Here is a 16,522-nt window from a genome sequence, read left to right as displayed (position 1 = left end):
CGAAAGCTTATCCCTCGACTTGCATGTGTTAGGCCTGCCGCTAGCGTTCATCCTGAGCCAGGATCAAACTCTTCATCGTTAAAATCTTTAATATCTTCTAACCGACTCTTTCAAGTTATTGACTTCAGGTTTCACTTAATTCTTTAAATCTTCTTTTGTGCTGTACAACATTATGTCAATGTACGTGTTGTTTCTTATTCGCTCCTGAGCGCCTATCGTCTCATTTGCGGGTGCAAAGGTACGGCGTTTTTTTAATTCTCCAAATTTTTTACCAAGTTTTTTTTAAGTTTTTTTACTCATTATTTGTAAATTATTGATTATCAATGATAAAGAAATAAAATATTTTTTAAAGATTTTATTGATAAAATAAAAAACAAAGCAAAAAACAAGCTAAAAGGACAAGCTAAAAGGACAAGCTAAATGGAATTTTTGGGAGCAATATGTGTCAATAAAAATGAATTTTATGTTCTAGATCAAAACTGCTACACTTATATTAGTACTTTATCAAAGATTTTATTCTCTTAAAAATTAGGTTTCATTTTGTGGTTGTTGTTATAAAATTCTTCAATAACCCTAATAACATCATCTTCGGTATCTACCAAGTGAAATAAATTGAGGTCTTCAGCATTAATATTACTAAATTTATCTAGTAACACTTCCTTTATCCATTCCAAAAGACCTTTCCAATACTCAGTACCTACTAAAATAATAGGTATTTGCTCTATTTTGTGAGTTTGCACTAAAGTAAGTGTTTCAAAAAGTTCATCGAGGGTACCAAAACCACCTGGCATTGCTATAAATGCTTTGGAATACTTTACAAACATTACTTTTCGAGCAAAAAAATAGTTAAACTTAATATTTTTATCGTGGTCTATATAATCGTTATTTGTTTGTTCAAAAGGCAAATCAATATTAAGTCCTGCGGATACCCCTCCAGCAAGGTGAGCACCTTTATTACCCGCTTCCATAATGCCGGGACCTCCGCCTGTGATGATGCCAAAGCCTTCATCAACAATGCGCTGTGCTATGCGTGTAGTGAGCTGATAATAAGCATTATCTGGCTTGATACGCGCTGAACCAAAAATACATATACACGGACCTATAGAGCTCATTTGCTCATACCCGTGTACAAATTCGCCCATTATTTTAAATATAGACCAAGAGTCGTTAGTCTTGATTTCGTTCCAAACTTTAGAATGTTTTTTCATTTTTTACTATTTGTTTTTTAATGTCTGATTGGTTTGATTGGTAAGATTATGAGGGGTAATATTTTTTGATTTTTAATTCCGGCAAAGATTGTAGCACTATTGGGTTATCGATTGGTGGTGCAATCATTGATAAATAGCTAATTAGCTTATTGACTTGTTATTTTTGCTTTCAAACTTTTTAAGGTCGTTGCCTTTGAGGGCGTTTTCTACGAGTTCGGGGAGGCGATCGGGGGTGCAAGCGAAGCAGGCGATGCCGAGTTTGCTGATTTCTTTTCCTAAATTCTCATCGTAATCGGGGCGACCGCTATCTGATAAGGCTAAAAGTACTATTACTTTTACACCGTCTTGGTGCATTTCGTTCAAACGGCGCAATAATCCTGCGCGTACGCCTCCTTCGTATAGGTCGGAGATGAGGATAAACATTGTTTTGCGAGGGTTCTCGATGAGTGTTTGGCAATAGGCTACTGATTTGTTGATGTCGGTACCACCACCTAATTGTACTCCAAAAAGCATATCTACAGGGTCTTGCCTGCACATTTCGGTAAGATCGGTAATTTCGGTATCAAAAACCACTACGTGGGTATCGAGTGCTGGCATACTTGCAAAGATAGAACCCATTACCGATGAATAGATAATTGAGTCGCACATAGAGCCACTCTGGTCTATATCTAAAATCACGTTCCAATTTTTCTGCTTCTGGGTACGCTCAAAGAAATAGAATTTTTCGGGTATCAATCGTTTGGTAGCTGTGTCGTAATTTTTCAGGTTGCGTTGTATGGTGCGTTTCCAGTCGGTAGAGGCAAAGTTGGCAATAGGTGTGTGCGCTTTTTTGTTGAGAGCCCCTGTAACAGCACGGCGTAGGTCTTGCTCCATACGCTTCATTATATCATCTACTACCTGTTTTACCAATTCGCGCGCTGTATCTTTTGATTTTGCAGGTATTTGTCCTTTTAGTGCCATTAGTGTACTTACCATTGCGATGTCGGGCTTTACGTTTTTGAGTGTTTCGGGTTCAAAAAGCAGTTTGGTAAGTCCCTTGCGTTCAATGGCATCGGTTTGTATGACGCTTACCACATCGGGGGGGAAGAAAGTACGTACATCGGTGAGCCATTTGGCGAGGTTGGGAGCGGAACTTCCCAAGCCTGCCGAGCGTTTGCCACTTCCGTTATCTCCTTTGCCATCGGTATCGTCATAAAGAGCGGCGAGAGTAGCGTCCATCAACGATTGTTGTTCGTTGAGGGTAGCACCTTCGGTAGCGCGGGTGTCTTGCCCCAAAATAAGTCGCCAGCGTGTGATATTTTCTTCCATTTATAAAATATAAAACATTAAACCTATTTGTAATATGTTGGATTTTAGATTTGTACCATCGGTAGTGTAGGTATTTTTCATCAAGGGGGTTACGTTGTATTGCACAAAAAAGTTCAGGGCGTTATAGCCAAAAGCTATATAAGGTTTCAGCTGAAAACTCCTCATTATATCAAAATTATCAAAAAATAGGGATACTTCATTGGTGGTATAGAGGCTGGTGGCACTAAAAATATAGGACAAGCGAGCTCCTGTGTAGATACGCCAAAACTTATGGCTTTGGGGGGTGGAGGTACGGTAACGGAATTCTATGGGTAGTTCCACGGAATAGGTACGGAAATAGTTACGAGTGATATTATGGTCGGCGAAGTGTTCTATGATGTTATAGGTGTAATTATGTCCTACTTTATTCACTACCATATTGTTATAGACGATGTCGTACGCCATACCGAATCCTACTCCGAATCCTACATTTCGCTCTTGGTTGATAGGGAGGTCGCGTATGAAGCCTAAGTTGATGCCATAAGAAAGGTTGTGTTGTACTACATTGGTGGCTTTATTAGCCAAATAGTTGTAGGTGAGCCCTACGTATATTTGGTCTTCTAAATATTTGGTACCGATGCTTTTAGTAGTGGTGGTGGTTTTGGTAGTGGCTATCATTCCGTCATCAACTTCTTGCTGTGCGGTGGTGAGTAGGGGTAGGAGCAGTAGGGGTGTGATGAGGATTATTTTGAGTGTATTCATCTATTTATTTTTGTTAGTATTGAGTTGTACGGGGTCATTGTTTTTGAGTTGTTTTGTAATTGCTTCGTAAGGTGCTACGATAAGCTGTTCGTCTTTGGCAAGCCCTGATACTATTTCTATATTAGTATTATCCTGAATGCCAGTATCTACCGCACGCAATAGCGCTTTTCCGTCTTGAACTACAAAAACGGCTTCTTGTCGTTTATCGGCTTGGTCTTGGGGGGTATTGGCATCTATTTCGGAGCGTTTTTTCACTATAATAGCACTAATGGGGGCGATGACTATATTTTTTTTGGTTTGGGTGAGGATGTCTACCGTAGCGGTCATACCAGGACGGAAGGGTGAATAACCTGCGCTTTTTCCTGCTATGAGGTCTTGGTAGGAGCTTTCTTTTATATGGATTTTGACTTTGAAGTTGGTCACTTGGTCTACACTGGAGGTGCTATTGGCGGTATTGGCGATATTGGTAACGCTTCCTTGGAAGGTTCGTTTTAGGTAGGCATCTACATTTACATTTACGGTATCGTTTACTTTTACTTTTACGATGTCGTTTTCATTTACATCTACTTCTACTTCCATACTGCCTAAGTTGGCAACGCGCATAATTTCGGTACCTGTCATTTGTATGGTACCTACCACGCGTTCGCCGAGTTCTACGTTGAGCTTGGAGATGGTGCCATCGGCTGGGGAATAGATGTTGGTTTTTTTGAGGTTATCTTGTGCTTCGTTTACGCTTGCCATTGCGCTTTGCACGTTGTATTTAGCTGATTCGAGGTTGGCTTTGGCTACTTCGTAGGCAGATACGGCTTTATCCCAATCGGATTTTGAAATGACTCCTTTTTCAAACAAAACTTTATTGCGGTTGTAGCTTTCTTGAGCCTCTTTGAAGTTGGCTTCGGCTTGCCTAAGAGAGGAGCGCACGGTTTCGAGGGTAGCGACTACGCGGTTGAGCCCAGATTGGTAAATATCGGGGTTGATGCGCACTAATAGGTCGCCTTTTTTTACTAATTGTCCTTCTTTTATGGGTAGTTCTATAATTTCGCCTGATACTTCGGAAGAGATTTTTATTTCTAATTCGGGTTGTATTTTTCCTGTAGCGGATACTTTTTGGGTAAGGTTACCGATAGAGACGTTTTGTACCTCGACTGCTACAGCGGGGTTTTCTTCGCCAAACCAGCCTGCTTTTTTACCTGCTATAAGTATAACTATCAGCAAGATAATGGCTATAATAACTAATAGGGTTCTTTTTTTCATAAATAAAAGTGCATTATATAATTAGCAATGCAAAGGTAATGATTTTTTTTGAATATGCAATCTTTTTAATAGTAAAGGTTTTTACATATGGGGCTGCGCACTTTTATCCTTCGCTTATCCTTCGCTCAACCTTCGCTCAACCTTCGCTGGGAAGAATTTTGAATTCTGAATTGGCAGAATATGAAAAAGTGTGTTATGTTTTTTTATTCTAAATTATTTTCGTACATTTGTGCCCGATATTAATATTCATTTAACAACAACATTAAATATTTTAACTATGAGAAATTATATTCAACATTCGGCAAAAATAGTGCTTTCGGCAGCACTTATAAGCTTTGGGGTGGCTTGCAGCAAAAAAGAAGACCCGCAACCTGCTCCTACTGTTCCTAACAAGGTGGCAATTGCTAACCCTGAACTCATAACTGCCCTAAAAGCTCAAGGCTTTACTTTTGAAGGCGACCAGCTGGTGCAAAACGACAAGGTGAAAAACGCTACTACGCTTGACCTTACGGGGGCTAACCTAAACAGCGTAAAGGGCTTGGAGGCGTTCCCTGCGCTTAGTGAGGTAAACCTCAGCAACAACAAATTTGCGCGAGAATTTGACTTTGGAGCATTACCTGCAACGATAAAGAGCGTAAACCTAAGCGGTAATGAGCTGTACGACTTTAAAAACCTTGCTACTACCGACTATAGCGACAATGCCCAAGAGCCTTATAAACTCATTCGCCGTTTTGATAAGCTGGTATTGCCTGCAACTGCTAAGTACAATTTGGACGTATTGCCTGCCTATGTAAAACTTGCTCCTGATAGTAATGTACAAATGCTGAACGCACAGGGAGTTGCTGAGAAATATACTACCTTGCGCGAAGTGCCTGATGCTGTGTTGTTGCAATATTTGAAAGCTAACTTTGCAAGTGTGTTTAGTGGTGATAAGATTGATATTAGCAAGAACTTAAAAGTAGATGAAAGAGCCAATGCAGTAAAAATATTAAAAGGTGAAGAGGGGTATAATGAGCCAGAATTTACTAACCTTAAAAACTTAGAGGGGGTTGAGTATATTATAAATAATCCTCTTTTTGACGGGAGTGTAGAAATACGAACCTTACCTGATGAAAACTTTGTAGTAGATAATTTAAAAATATCACCCAAAACAGGAAGTGTTATTCTCTATGGTGTTAGTACACCTAATCTTAACTTAACCAAAGCAGAAGGTCTTTTTACTTTTTGGGCTGTTCATAATAAAGGTATTACTAATGCCAATTTATCAGCCTCTAAAAAAATGATGCAACGAGGCGAAACAAGTCATTTAGCTTTCGTAGGTGATTTTATTGTGATTGCAGATTGTCCTAATTTAAAAACTTTTACCTTGCCTGATGTTTCTAAGAGTACAGCTTCTCCTATCGCAGTATTTGCAATCTCCCTTTTAAATTTACCAAACCTTACCTCTACCATTGATTTAAGTAAAATACAAGTTTTCTATTCTCTTCAGTTAGCTAAAATACCAGCAAGTACTAAGATTATATACCCTACTGAAATAAAATATTTTACTATAGGAGGAAATAAAGAAAAAGAAGGTCAGCTTGGAAAATTAACTTTAACTATTACAAGAGACATATATGACAAAGAAGAAACAAAGGCTTTTATACAAAAATACCTTCCTAACAATAGAATTAGAACTTCAAACGATTTTGTAGATGATTTATTAGAGGATTCAGAAATTTATGACTATACCGACACCGATAATGAGAGTGGTAGAAGTTTTATTCGCAAAACAAAAGGAAATACTCTAAACGATTTAGCTGAATATAATAGAGCTAAAAGAAAATAGCAACTAAATCATTTTTTTAATCGTGAGTGTTTGATTATCAGTAACTAAGAGGATGTCCAAAAAGTTTTATTTTAGCTTAAAACAAGCTTATTAATGAATAGAATATTTTTGTAACTAATTGATTATTAACATCCCCCCTTAACACATACTCCGCTGCGCCAGCTCGCGGACTTCCTTCAAAAGGGGGGAGATGCCGAAGTAGTACTTTTAAAGACTTTTTGGACAGCTTCGGCGTGGCGCAATTGTTCTTTTAAAAAGAGATACTCATACACGAACTGCAAATAAACATAGATGAGTATAAAGATTTTATATAACTATAAATATTTTAACTATGAGAAATTATATTCAACATTCGGCAAAAATAGTGCTTTCGGCAGCACTTATTAGCTTTGGGGTGGCTTGCAGCAAAAAAGAAGAGCCGCAACCTGCTCCTACTATTCCTAACAAGGTGGCGATTGCTAACCCTGAGCTCATAACTGCCCTAAAAGCACAAGGCTTTACCTTTGAAGGCGACCAGCTGGTACAAAACGACAAGGTGAAAAACGCTACTACGCTTGACCTTACGGGGGCTAACCTAAACAGCGTAAAGGGATTGGAGGCGTTCCCTGCGCTTAGTGAGGTAAACCTCAGCAACAACAAGTTTGCGCAAGAATTTGACTTTGGGGCATTGCCTGCAACGGTAAAGAGCGTAAACCTAAGCGGTAATGAGTTGTACGACTTTAAAAACCTTGCTACTACCGACTATAGCGACAATGCTCAAGTGCCTTATAAGCTGATTCGCCGTTTTGATAAGCTGGTATTGCCTGCAACGGCTAAGTACAATTTGGATGTATTGCCTGCCTATGTAAAAACCGCTCCTGATAGCAATGTACAAATGCTGAACGCACAAGGAGTTGCTGAGAAATATACTACCTTGCGCGAAGTGCCTGATGCTGTGTTGTTGCAATATTTGAAAGCTAACTTTGCAAGTGTGTTTAGTGGTGATAAGATTGATATTAGCAAGAGTATAAAAGTAGATGAAAGAGCTAATATTATAAAAATATTAAAAGGTGAAGAGGGGTATAATAAACCTGAATTTGCTAACCTTAAAAACTTAGAGGGGGTTGAGTATATTATAAATAATCCTCTTTTTGGCGGGAGTGTAGAAGTATGGTTATTAGCCGATGAAAAATTCAGTCTACCTAAGCTAAAAATATCAAACAAAACAGCAAGTGTAAAACTTATTAATTTAACCACTTCTGTACTTGATTTATCAGAGGCAGAGAATTTATCCCAAATAATTTCTATTGGTAATAAAGAAGTGAAAGATATTAATCTTTCTTCCACAAAAATAATGAAAAGAGGTAGTGACGGGTATGACGGTTTTGCAGGTGATTATTTATTTTTCTCTAAATGTCCTAACTTAGAGAATATAATATTCCCTGATCTTTCTAAGGGAGTTGCTACCCCTACTACAATTGGTCTTTTTGGTCTTTTGGAGCTTCCTAAACTAAAATCGGCTGTAGATATAAGCAAATTAGAAGCGGCAATGATTATAGAATTAGCTGGACTTCCACTTGTGCCTAAAATTAGTTATCCTACTGAAATTAAATACTTTTCATACGAAGAATTAGATGGAGAGGAACCTGAATTCCCAGGCAAATTAAGCTTTGATATAGGCAGAGATATATTTGATAGAGCTGAGACCAAAGCGTTTATGAATAAATACCTCCCTAAAGACCGTTTGCGCTTTTTTGGAGGGATATCAGAATTTTCAAAAGATATAGAGTTTTATGACTATACCGATAATGAGAGTGGTAGAAGTTTTATTCGCAAAACAAAAGGAAATTCTCTAAAAGATTTAGCTGAATATAATAGAGCTAAAAGAAAATAGCAACTAAATCATTTTTTTAATCGTGAGTGTTTGATTATCAGTAACTAACTTTGGCAAACTCTTGAAAGTTTGCCAAAGGGCGTGCGCAATTGTTCTTTTAAAACGAGATACTCATACACGAACTGCAAATAAACATAAATGAGTATAAAGATTTTATATAACTATAAATATTTTAACTATGAGAAATTATATTCAACATTCGGCAAAAATAGTGCTTTCGGCAGCACTTATTAGCTTTGGGGTGGCTTGCAGCAAAAAAGAAGACCCGCAACCTGCTCCTACTGTTCCTAACAAGGTGGCGATCGCTAACCCTGAGCTCATAACTGCCCTAAAAGCTCAAGGCTTTACTTTTGAAGGCGACCAGCTGGTGCAAAACGACAAGGTGAAAAACGCTACTACGCTTGACCTTACGGGGGCTAACCTAAACAGCGTAAAGGGCTTGGAGGCGTTCCCTGCGCTTAGCGAGGTAAACCTCAGCAACAACAAGTTTGCGCAAGAATTTGACTTTGGGGCATTACCTGCAACGATAAAGAGCGTAAACCTAAGCGGTAATGAGCTGTACGACTTTAAAAACCTTGCTACTACCGACTATAGCGACAATGCTCAAGTGCCTTATAAGCTGATTCGCCGTTTTGATAAGCTGGTATTGCCTACAACTGCTAAGTACAATATGGACGTATTGCCTGCCTATGTAAAACTTGCTCCTGATAGTAATGTACAAATGCTTAATGCACAAGGAGTTGCTGAGAAATATACTACCTTGCGCGAGGTGCCTGATGCAACCTTACTTCTTTATATGAAAAAACACTATTCAAGCGTGATGAATGGTGATAAAATAGACCTTTCAAAAAGATTAAGTTCTGAAGAGGCTAATAATGCGCTTATGATTTCACAAGCTCCACAATATAATCCTAATATAATTGATACTTCTGAGATTGATAATATTGAAGGAGTTGAGTATATTATTAACAACCCTCTACTTAGTGCATTAGTTTACATTGAGTTAAACACAGATAAAAAGCAAACTATTCCGTATATAAAGTTAGGACAAAAAGTAACAGCATTTGGAACTGTTTGGGTAGACACCCCTAATATAGATTTCTCAAAAGCTGAGGGTTTAACTGCTATTCAAATAATGAATAATGCAACTGTTAAAAAAATAGATTTATCTGCTTCAAAAACAATGATGCAAAAAGGAGCTGCTAATCACAATAATTTTTCAGGTACTGCTATTCGTTTTGCAAACTGTTCACTATTAGAAGAGGTAATTTTGCCTGATGTAAGCAAGGCACCTTCTCCTATTTCTGCCTATAGTATTGCTTTTTTAAATTTACCCGCTTTAAAATCAACTATTGATTTTAGTAAGTTACAAGTGATACAATATATATACTTAGGTGGTATCTCTGCTAAAGTTATTTATCCTACTCAGAAATTTTTATACTATCTATCTCGTGGAGAAAAAGACGACACGAATGGCAAACTATATTTTACTCCTACTGAAGAGATTTTTAATAGACCAGAAACCAAAAAATTTGTTGAAACATATATCCCTGATAAAAAAATAGGTGTAGCGAGCTTTTATGATGCTCCTTCTTTAAAAGTATATGATTATCTTCCGTTATATGATGAAGATGAAGATGAAGATGAAGAAGATACAGCTAAAGCTTCACGTATTCAATCTAAGAAAAATAAAGCAGATGATTTGTTCTTAAATCTCATAAAAAGAGAAATAAATAAGTAAAAAAAGTTGCATAATAAATAATTATTTGTACCTTTGTGCTACAAAACTTATTTATAATGAGTTTAAAATAATAAATTAGTAACTTTTAAACATTATCTATATGAAACATTCATTTTTAAGAATGATTGCTTTTACAGCAATCGCAGTGGTGGCATTTATAGGGTGCCAAAAAGAGGAACTAAATACTGCTGAGACAGGATTAGTTGCCAATAGTCAAGCAGTAGTTCAGCAAAATGCTGAACTGCAAAGAACTACTATAACAGTAAACGATGTAGTAGGAGAGTATAAAGGAACCCTTGATAAGGTTGTAATGAGAGGTAAAGACAGAGGTAAAGTACTAAACCAAATTTTTACTGTAAGTAAATATAACAACAGTAAGTTCAATTTGCATTTACCAGCTTTTAAAGTAGGGGAGATGCCCGGTACTATCGAAATAAAAGCCAATGGTATTAAACTTAATAGTAATGGTACTTTTAAAGCCTCTAATATCTCAGATGGAGTACTCTTAAGAGTTCCTCTTCTTGGAGAGACTCCTTACCCTATTACTTCTATGGAAGGTTCTTTTACTCCAACTAATGACGGTCGCTACAAATTAACAGTAGGAATTCATAGCGAAGGAAAAATATTCTTCTATATTACTATCTTTACTGCTTATGTACATTTTGAGGGAGACCAACAATTAGGAAACTAATCCTCTACTTCCTACTCTTAAAAGTCAGAAAGTAACAACTACAATTGTTGCTTTCTGGCTTTTACCCTTAACTTCAACTGTAATTAATCTCCTTACTATGAAAAAAATATTTTTATTATTTATAGGGCTTGTTCTTTTGGCTTGTAAAAAAGAAGAACAAAACAAACCTATTGAAAATACCGACCCTAAACTGCAAACGGCTATCAATATACTGAAAGGCGATATGATACTGGGGCAACACGTGAAAATGGCGGGTGTAGATAAATCGTTATTACCTTCGGGCGTACCTACCAAATTTACTTTCACTTGGGACGATGCCAGCAAACGCCTCAAAATGCACCTTGAGAAAATACAACCTGGTACTATGCCTTTTGCGGTAACAATGCACGCTTCGTTGCAGGTTATGGAGCTTAGCTATTGGGACAAAAATGAGTACAATGGCAATTGGATAAAATTTTACGACAAAGCGGCAGTAACTACCCCTTATGTACCTGACGATTACAAAGGTGCTCCTATTACTAAAGAAGGCAGTACGGTAGTAACGGGGTTCTTCAACATAGATACGCAGGAGGTGTATTTCCTCATTCAGTACAATATGATGAACGTGGTGGGTACGGTATTTAAACAGCGTATAGACCCCTCGCGTTTGGCTAACTTTCAGGAAGAACTCGATGCCTACGAAGAGGCGTTGGCTGAAAGAAAATTGGACACAGGAGCTGAAAGCTTCCACAGTGATAACAACCAGAAAGCTATTACACTTTTTACCAATACCCAAACCATTACCGCTAAACTTACTTATGAGGGTAAAACTACCGATGTAGCCCTGCCCATCGCCTTTGCGTGGGATGGTAAAGAGCCTAACAATGTAACAGGGCGTATGCAACTCTTGCTTGGCAAAGCAGCAGTGAGTGGGGCAAATATGCAATTGTCTTTCAATGGCAAAGCGCGTTTTATAGATGTGCTTACCAAAAGTGAAGAAGCTATTTACGGGCAAGGCAATAGCGATAAAGCCAAACTAAAAGCTGTAGGGGTAAGCACTACGCTTTGGGACGCTACAGGGGCAAGAACGCTTAAAACTTCGGCAAAAGGTGAAGTGAGAATGATTGTGAATGTAGAGAAAAAAGTAACATCTTTTTCGTATCTAAACAAAGAATTAGGGCTTAGCATTTACGCCAAGGAAGTAGCCATAACACCATAAAACCCGATGAGAATTATTGTTTCATTACTATTATATTTATGGGTAGGCATTGTTACTGCCCAACAGGTACAAGTGCGGGTGCTGGACAAGAGTACCCGCTTGCCTATAGCTGCGGCAGTAGTGAGCTATACCGAGCCTGCTTACAGCGAGAAGTTGCAACACAGCATTGCCGATGACAATGGTGTTGCCTTACTAGAAAGGCGCAAGGGGGGTGTATTGCATTACGCAGTGCAGTCGTTGGGCTACACCTTGCTAAAAGGGACTCTCAACGCTGGGAATACCCTGACGGTATACCTGAGCGAGGAAGCTACCCAGCTGGCAGGGACTACCCTCACTGCCAAAACAAAAGGAACTACTGTGCGCCCTACCAAAGAAACAGCTACCATAGTACAAGTGATTACGGGGCAGGAGCTGGTGAAAGCAGGCTATAGCAACATTCAGCAGGCACTGATGCAGGAAACCCCCGGTATGAACATACAAAAGGTGGGCTTTGGCAACGAGATAAGTATGCAGGGCTTGGATGCACGCCATATCCTCTTTTTGATGGACGGCGAGCGTATGACGGGTGAAATGGCAGGCAACTTAGATTACGAGCGGTTCAACCTGCATGCTGTAGAGCGCATTGAGGTGATGAAAGGGGCTTCATCTACCCTCTACGGCTCACGGGCAGCAGGGGCGGTTATCAATATTATCACCAAGAAAACAGATAAACCTTTTGCTATTACAGTAGGTTCGCGCCACGCCGAGATGAATGAGCGCAATTACCACAACCCTGAGCGGCAGGACTTTCTCTATATGTTTGAAAAGAATGCCGATAAGCCCAACTTGCAATCGTGGGTATCGGCGGGGGCAAAGATAGGAAAATTCACCAGCCAGACAGATGTGTGGTTTAGCAGCCAAGATGCGTATTACCTTTACCAAAAAGAACCCGACAGGAAAGTGTATACCAAAGAAGCTAATTCATTCCTCAGTAAGGATACCATAGTGCAAGCCACTTTCTTACGTCCGCCAATGGGTATTGAGGGGGTGGAGCACCTTTCGGCTTCGCAAAAAGTGTATTACGACAGCAAAGACCTAAGTGTGCAGCTCTACGGCACGGGCTTTTTGATGAACTCGTATGATATGGTGCAAGACCTCTATTTTTCGCAAACAAAAGACTTCACCGGAGGGTTAAAACTCTCTTATCGCCTGAAAGACTATTTTGCGCTACACGGTACTTTTCACACTGATTTTTACGAACGCTACAAGCGACACGAGCGGCGTGATGTGGATAAAAAGGTATACGACTCTAAGATTATGCAGCCACGCCTGACGCTGACCTCGCAATACTTCAAAAAGCACGACCTTATCTTGGGGATTGACTATTTTCAGGACGACCTTACCAGCGACCGTTTTGCGGCAAATCGTATGCTCACACGGGGCTTAAAGGAATGGGAGTTTTTCTTTCAGGATACCTATACAATTACCCCTAAGTGGCAAGTGGAGGCAGGGCTACGCACTAATTACAGCTTGCAGTTTGGCACGATGGCACTGCCTAAGGTAGCTTTGAAGTTTTCGCCCACCGAAGCCCTTTCGTATCGCTTAAATTACGCCAAAGGCTACCGCTCACCGTCTATAAAGGAATTGTTCTTCAATTGGGATCACTTGGGGATGTTTCAAATCATAGGCAATGAGATGCTACAGCCTGAGAAAAATCATTACTTTTCGGTAGGGGCTGAATATGCGGTGCCTAAATTCTTCATCTCTGGCAATGCTTTTATCAATCAGTTTCAGGACAAGATAGAAGGCGTATGGAAGATATACGAATTTCAGTATAACTTTGAATATACCAACCTCAGCCAACAACGGCTCTTAGGCTTTGACTTGCTCACCCGCTGGAAGATTATACCTGCGCTGACGCTGAACGCTTCCTATTCGTATGTGGATGTAAGCAAGACGGAGGGGTTGCACATCAATACCACCTCGCCACACGCTGCCACCGCAGGACTGGAATACAAGTGGTATCGGGAAAATTACGACCTATCGGCAAACCTGACGATGAGTATGATGGGCAAGAAAACTTTTGATGTGCAAGACCGCATCACGGTAAAAGAAAAAATCCCCTTATACGGAGGAGGTACACAGGTGCGCCCCGTGAGCAAAGAGGCGTATTTCCGTTGTGAGCTGCCTGCTTATGCTCTTTTTAACTTCAATGTACAACAACGCTTGCTGAAACACTACAAGCTAAACATCGGGGCTAATAATATTTTCAACTATATTCCCTCAACTTTAGGGTCTGGGGTTACAATGTTCAACATTCCTGCTACAGCCGGACGAAGGCTGTTTGTGCAGGTAGAGATTGATTTTTAAGTTCGTAAATATGAAAAGAATCTTATACAGTATACTGATAGCCTTGCTAAGCACGGCTTGCGTGAAGTACGAAGCGGCTCCTTTTACGGGAAAGGTGCTACCGCGCCGTTCGGGGTATGTGAATAACATCACCAACGACTGGATATACTACAACCTCCGTACGGGTGAGCTATTCAATGCCTACCAAGTGAATGCTGATATTATAGAAGGTGGGCAAAAACAGCGTCTGGATTGGGATTTGGCGTTCTGCGGCAATAAACTGCGCACCAATAGTGGTAGTAGTGGTAACGGGCGTGGAGGGGCTGCCGATATGGGCTTTCAGGGTTACGATCGCTGGAGAAGTGTATCGCAACTGCCCCACGACCTGCAATGGGTAGTAGATACCGACAACGTATCTATCACGATGTCGCAACGCGAATGGATAAGCTATACCGTAACTCACAACATTACAGGGATTCCTTGGTTTGACCCTAATAAGGGACCTCAGCAAACTACTACCAATGCGAATACACTACTAAGTAAGGCGTTGGTATTCTCAGGCCCTCCGCCTTCTTACACTCCGTCTTTTCACACTTATATTATTCGTACGGCTGATGGGGCACGTTATTTTAAACTGCAAATCGTTAGTTGGTATGACGAAAGCATAGAAATAGGCGATACCGGAGGGCGTATTAGCTTTTATTGCGATGAACTAAAATAAAGGATAAACGGCGGTAACTTATTTTACTTTATCAATCATTGATTATTAATAATTATTTTGTATCTTTGCCCAACAAAAACTACAAATATGGTGGCTGAAACTAATGAAATCCTTTATTTGCACGGGCTTGATAGCACGCTGCAAGACGACCGCAGAGCTGTGCTATCGCTCTATGGCAACATACACGCTCCTCATTTAGACTATCGCAATACACCTAACTTGTACGAACTCTTACAAGAAAAATACCGCAACGTTACGGCTATTATAGGCAGTAGCGCGGGCGGATTGGTGGCTTACTACTTAGCACAATCTCTACTAAAACCGTGCTTGCTATTCAACCCTGCCCTCACTTACAAAGAAGAACTGTCACTTACTATTACTACCAATCCGCACTATGCAGCTTATATGCAAATAGTAATTGGGCTGCAAGATACGGTTATCAACCCTTGGCAGTCTCTCAACATCTTACAAAACGACCTAACTCCTCACCAAACACTGGAAGTGCATCTTATCAATACGATGGCGCATAGTTACCCCATCAGCATATTCAAACGCGAGGTAAGCCTCTTTTTTGATAAAATACGCACTGCCAATATATAACGCAAATTTTATTTAACCATATAAATTATTAAAAATGTATCCATTAAGACGTAACCGCCGCTTGCGCCAAAGTGCAACTGTGCGCAGCTTAGTAAAAGAAACCATCCTTACCCCTGACGACTTTTTAGTTCCTCTTTTTGTAGTAGAAGGAAGTGGCATAAAAGAGGAAATTGCCTCTATGCCTAACTATTACCGCTATAGCCTCGATTTGCTTGCCAAAGAAGTAAAAGAATTGTGGAACTTGGGACTAAAAGCTGTATTGCTATTCGTAAAAGTACCCGATAACCTGAAAGATAACAAAGGTACTGAAGCTGCTAACCCTAACGGATTGATGCAGCGTGCTATCAAAACTATTAAAGACGCTGTACCACAAATGTTGGTAATGACCGATGTGGCGCTTGACCCTTACTCTATCTACGGACACGATGGTATCATAGAAAACGGACAAATCGTAAACGACCCTACTGTAAATGCACTATGCCAAATGGCTCTATCGCACGCACAAGCTGGTGCTGACTTTATCGCTCCAAGTGATATGATGGACGGGCGTATCCTTGCCCTACGCGAAACCTTAGAAGATAACAACTTTGAAAACGTAGGGATTATGGCTTATAGTGCTAAATACGCTTCTGCTTTCTATGGTCCTTTCCGCGATGCCTTAGATAGTGCCCCTGTAGACCAAAACGATATTCCTAAAGATAAGAAAACCTATCAAATGGATTATCACAACCGCTTGGAAGCACTACGCGAAACTCGTATGGATATAGAAGAAGGTGCTGATATAGTAATGGTAAAACCGGGACTTTGCTACTTAGATATTGTACGCGAAGTGAAAAATATGAGTGAAGTGCCTGTAGCTGTTTATCAAGTATCTGGTGAATACGCTATGCTTAAAGCTGCTGCTGCCAATGGTTGGCTAGACCACGATGCTGTGATGATGGAGCAACTAGTAAGTATAAAACGTGCCGGAGCTGATATTATCGCAAGCTACTTTGCTAAAGAAGCTGTAAAACTACTGTAATAACGATAAC

General features: G+C 39.8%; 13 protein-coding genes. 9 read left to right on the top strand and 4 right to left on the bottom strand.

Annotation, left to right across the window (positions count from 1 at the left end):
- Positions 1–521: 521 nt before the first annotated feature.
- From J4N46_RS06100 to J4N46_RS06085, 4 genes are all read right to left on the bottom strand, one after another.
- Positions 522–1,208: an LOG family protein gene (locus tag J4N46_RS06100; RefSeq protein ID WP_208058567.1), complete on the bottom strand. Its 687-nt coding sequence runs from the start codon at positions 1,206–1,208 to the stop codon at positions 522–524.
- Between the two features lie 141 nt (positions 1,209–1,349).
- The gene (locus J4N46_RS06095) at positions 1,350–2,516 is read right to left on the bottom strand and encodes a VWA domain-containing protein (protein WP_009414809.1); all 1,167 of its coding nucleotides are present in this window, start codon (positions 2,514–2,516) and stop codon (positions 1,350–1,352) included.
- Positions 2,517–3,257 carry an outer membrane beta-barrel protein gene (locus J4N46_RS06090; protein WP_208058566.1) on the bottom strand — a complete coding sequence of 247 codons (741 nt, stop codon included), beginning with the start codon at positions 3,255–3,257 and terminating at the stop codon, positions 2,517–2,519. It abuts the gene before it with no gap.
- Positions 3,258–4,511, bottom strand: a complete 1,254-nt coding sequence (locus J4N46_RS06085; protein WP_208058565.1) for an efflux RND transporter periplasmic adaptor subunit — start codon at positions 4,509–4,511, stop codon at positions 3,258–3,260.
- A 277-nt stretch (positions 4,512–4,788) separates the two neighbouring features.
- On the opposite strand from J4N46_RS06085, the gene J4N46_RS06080 reads away from it, so the two are divergent.
- From J4N46_RS06080 to hemB, 9 genes are all read left to right on the top strand, one after another.
- Complete coding sequence (locus J4N46_RS06080; protein ID WP_208058564.1) at positions 4,789–6,339, top strand: hypothetical protein; 1,551 nt, start codon at positions 4,789–4,791, stop codon at positions 6,337–6,339.
- Positions 6,340–6,670: 331 nt separating this feature from the next.
- Positions 6,671–8,212: a hypothetical protein gene (locus J4N46_RS06075; protein ID WP_208058563.1), complete on the top strand. Its 1,542-nt coding sequence runs from the start codon at positions 6,671–6,673 to the stop codon at positions 8,210–8,212.
- A gap of 178 nt (positions 8,213–8,390) precedes the next feature.
- Positions 8,391–9,953: a hypothetical protein gene (locus J4N46_RS06070; RefSeq protein WP_208058562.1), complete on the top strand. Its 1,563-nt coding sequence runs from the start codon at positions 8,391–8,393 to the stop codon at positions 9,951–9,953.
- A 100-nt stretch (positions 9,954–10,053) separates the two neighbouring features.
- Positions 10,054–10,644: a calycin-like domain-containing protein gene (locus J4N46_RS06065; protein ID WP_208058561.1), complete on the top strand. Its 591-nt coding sequence runs from the start codon at positions 10,054–10,056 to the stop codon at positions 10,642–10,644.
- Between the two features lie 97 nt (positions 10,645–10,741).
- Positions 10,742–11,842, top strand: a complete 1,101-nt coding sequence (locus J4N46_RS06060; RefSeq protein WP_208058560.1) for a DUF4903 family protein — start codon at positions 10,742–10,744, stop codon at positions 11,840–11,842.
- Between the two features lie 6 nt (positions 11,843–11,848).
- On the top strand, positions 11,849–14,191 hold the full coding sequence (locus J4N46_RS06055) for a TonB-dependent receptor plug domain-containing protein (RefSeq protein WP_208058559.1): 2,343 nt from the start codon (positions 11,849–11,851) through the stop codon (positions 14,189–14,191).
- Between the two features lie 10 nt (positions 14,192–14,201).
- Positions 14,202–14,891 (top strand): HmuY family protein, encoded by a 690-nt coding sequence (locus J4N46_RS06050; RefSeq protein ID WP_208058558.1) that lies wholly within the window; start codon positions 14,202–14,204, stop codon positions 14,889–14,891.
- An 87-nt stretch (positions 14,892–14,978) separates the two neighbouring features.
- Positions 14,979–15,491: a YqiA/YcfP family alpha/beta fold hydrolase gene (locus tag J4N46_RS06045; RefSeq protein ID WP_208058557.1), complete on the top strand. Its 513-nt coding sequence runs from the start codon at positions 14,979–14,981 to the stop codon at positions 15,489–15,491.
- 34 nt (positions 15,492–15,525) lie between these two features.
- Positions 15,526–16,512 (top strand): porphobilinogen synthase, encoded by a 987-nt coding sequence (hemB, locus tag J4N46_RS06040; protein ID WP_034556543.1) that lies wholly within the window; start codon positions 15,526–15,528, stop codon positions 16,510–16,512.
- Positions 16,513–16,522: the final 10 nt, after the last annotated feature.

The organism is Capnocytophaga bilenii, assembly GCF_017565765.1.
Classification (GTDB): Bacteria; Bacteroidota; Bacteroidia; order Flavobacteriales; family Flavobacteriaceae; genus Capnocytophaga; species Capnocytophaga bilenii.
This window is presented reverse-complemented; position numbering and strand designations above follow the sequence as displayed.

Coding starts and splice junctions, on each gene's coding strand:
- J4N46_RS06100 (WP_208058567.1), bottom strand. CDS start 1,208: ATGAAAAAACATTCTAAAGTTTGGAACGAAATCAAGACTAACGACTCT.
- J4N46_RS06095 (WP_009414809.1), bottom strand. CDS start 2,516: ATGGAAGAAAATATCACACGCTGGCGACTTATTTTGGGGCAAGACACC.
- J4N46_RS06090 (WP_208058566.1), bottom strand. CDS start 3,257: ATGAATACACTCAAAATAATCCTCATCACACCCCTACTGCTCCTACCC.
- J4N46_RS06085 (WP_208058565.1), bottom strand. CDS start 4,511: ATGAAAAAAAGAACCCTATTAGTTATTATAGCCATTATCTTGCTGATA.
- J4N46_RS06080 (WP_208058564.1), top strand. CDS start 4,789: ATGAGAAATTATATTCAACATTCGGCAAAAATAGTGCTTTCGGCAGCA.
- J4N46_RS06075 (WP_208058563.1), top strand. CDS start 6,671: ATGAGAAATTATATTCAACATTCGGCAAAAATAGTGCTTTCGGCAGCA.
- J4N46_RS06070 (WP_208058562.1), top strand. CDS start 8,391: ATGAGAAATTATATTCAACATTCGGCAAAAATAGTGCTTTCGGCAGCA.
- J4N46_RS06065 (WP_208058561.1), top strand. CDS start 10,054: ATGAAACATTCATTTTTAAGAATGATTGCTTTTACAGCAATCGCAGTG.
- J4N46_RS06060 (WP_208058560.1), top strand. CDS start 10,742: ATGAAAAAAATATTTTTATTATTTATAGGGCTTGTTCTTTTGGCTTGT.
- J4N46_RS06055 (WP_208058559.1), top strand. CDS start 11,849: ATGAGAATTATTGTTTCATTACTATTATATTTATGGGTAGGCATTGTT.
- J4N46_RS06050 (WP_208058558.1), top strand. CDS start 14,202: ATGAAAAGAATCTTATACAGTATACTGATAGCCTTGCTAAGCACGGCT.
- J4N46_RS06045 (WP_208058557.1), top strand. CDS start 14,979: ATGGTGGCTGAAACTAATGAAATCCTTTATTTGCACGGGCTTGATAGC.
- hemB (WP_034556543.1), top strand. CDS start 15,526: ATGTATCCATTAAGACGTAACCGCCGCTTGCGCCAAAGTGCAACTGTG.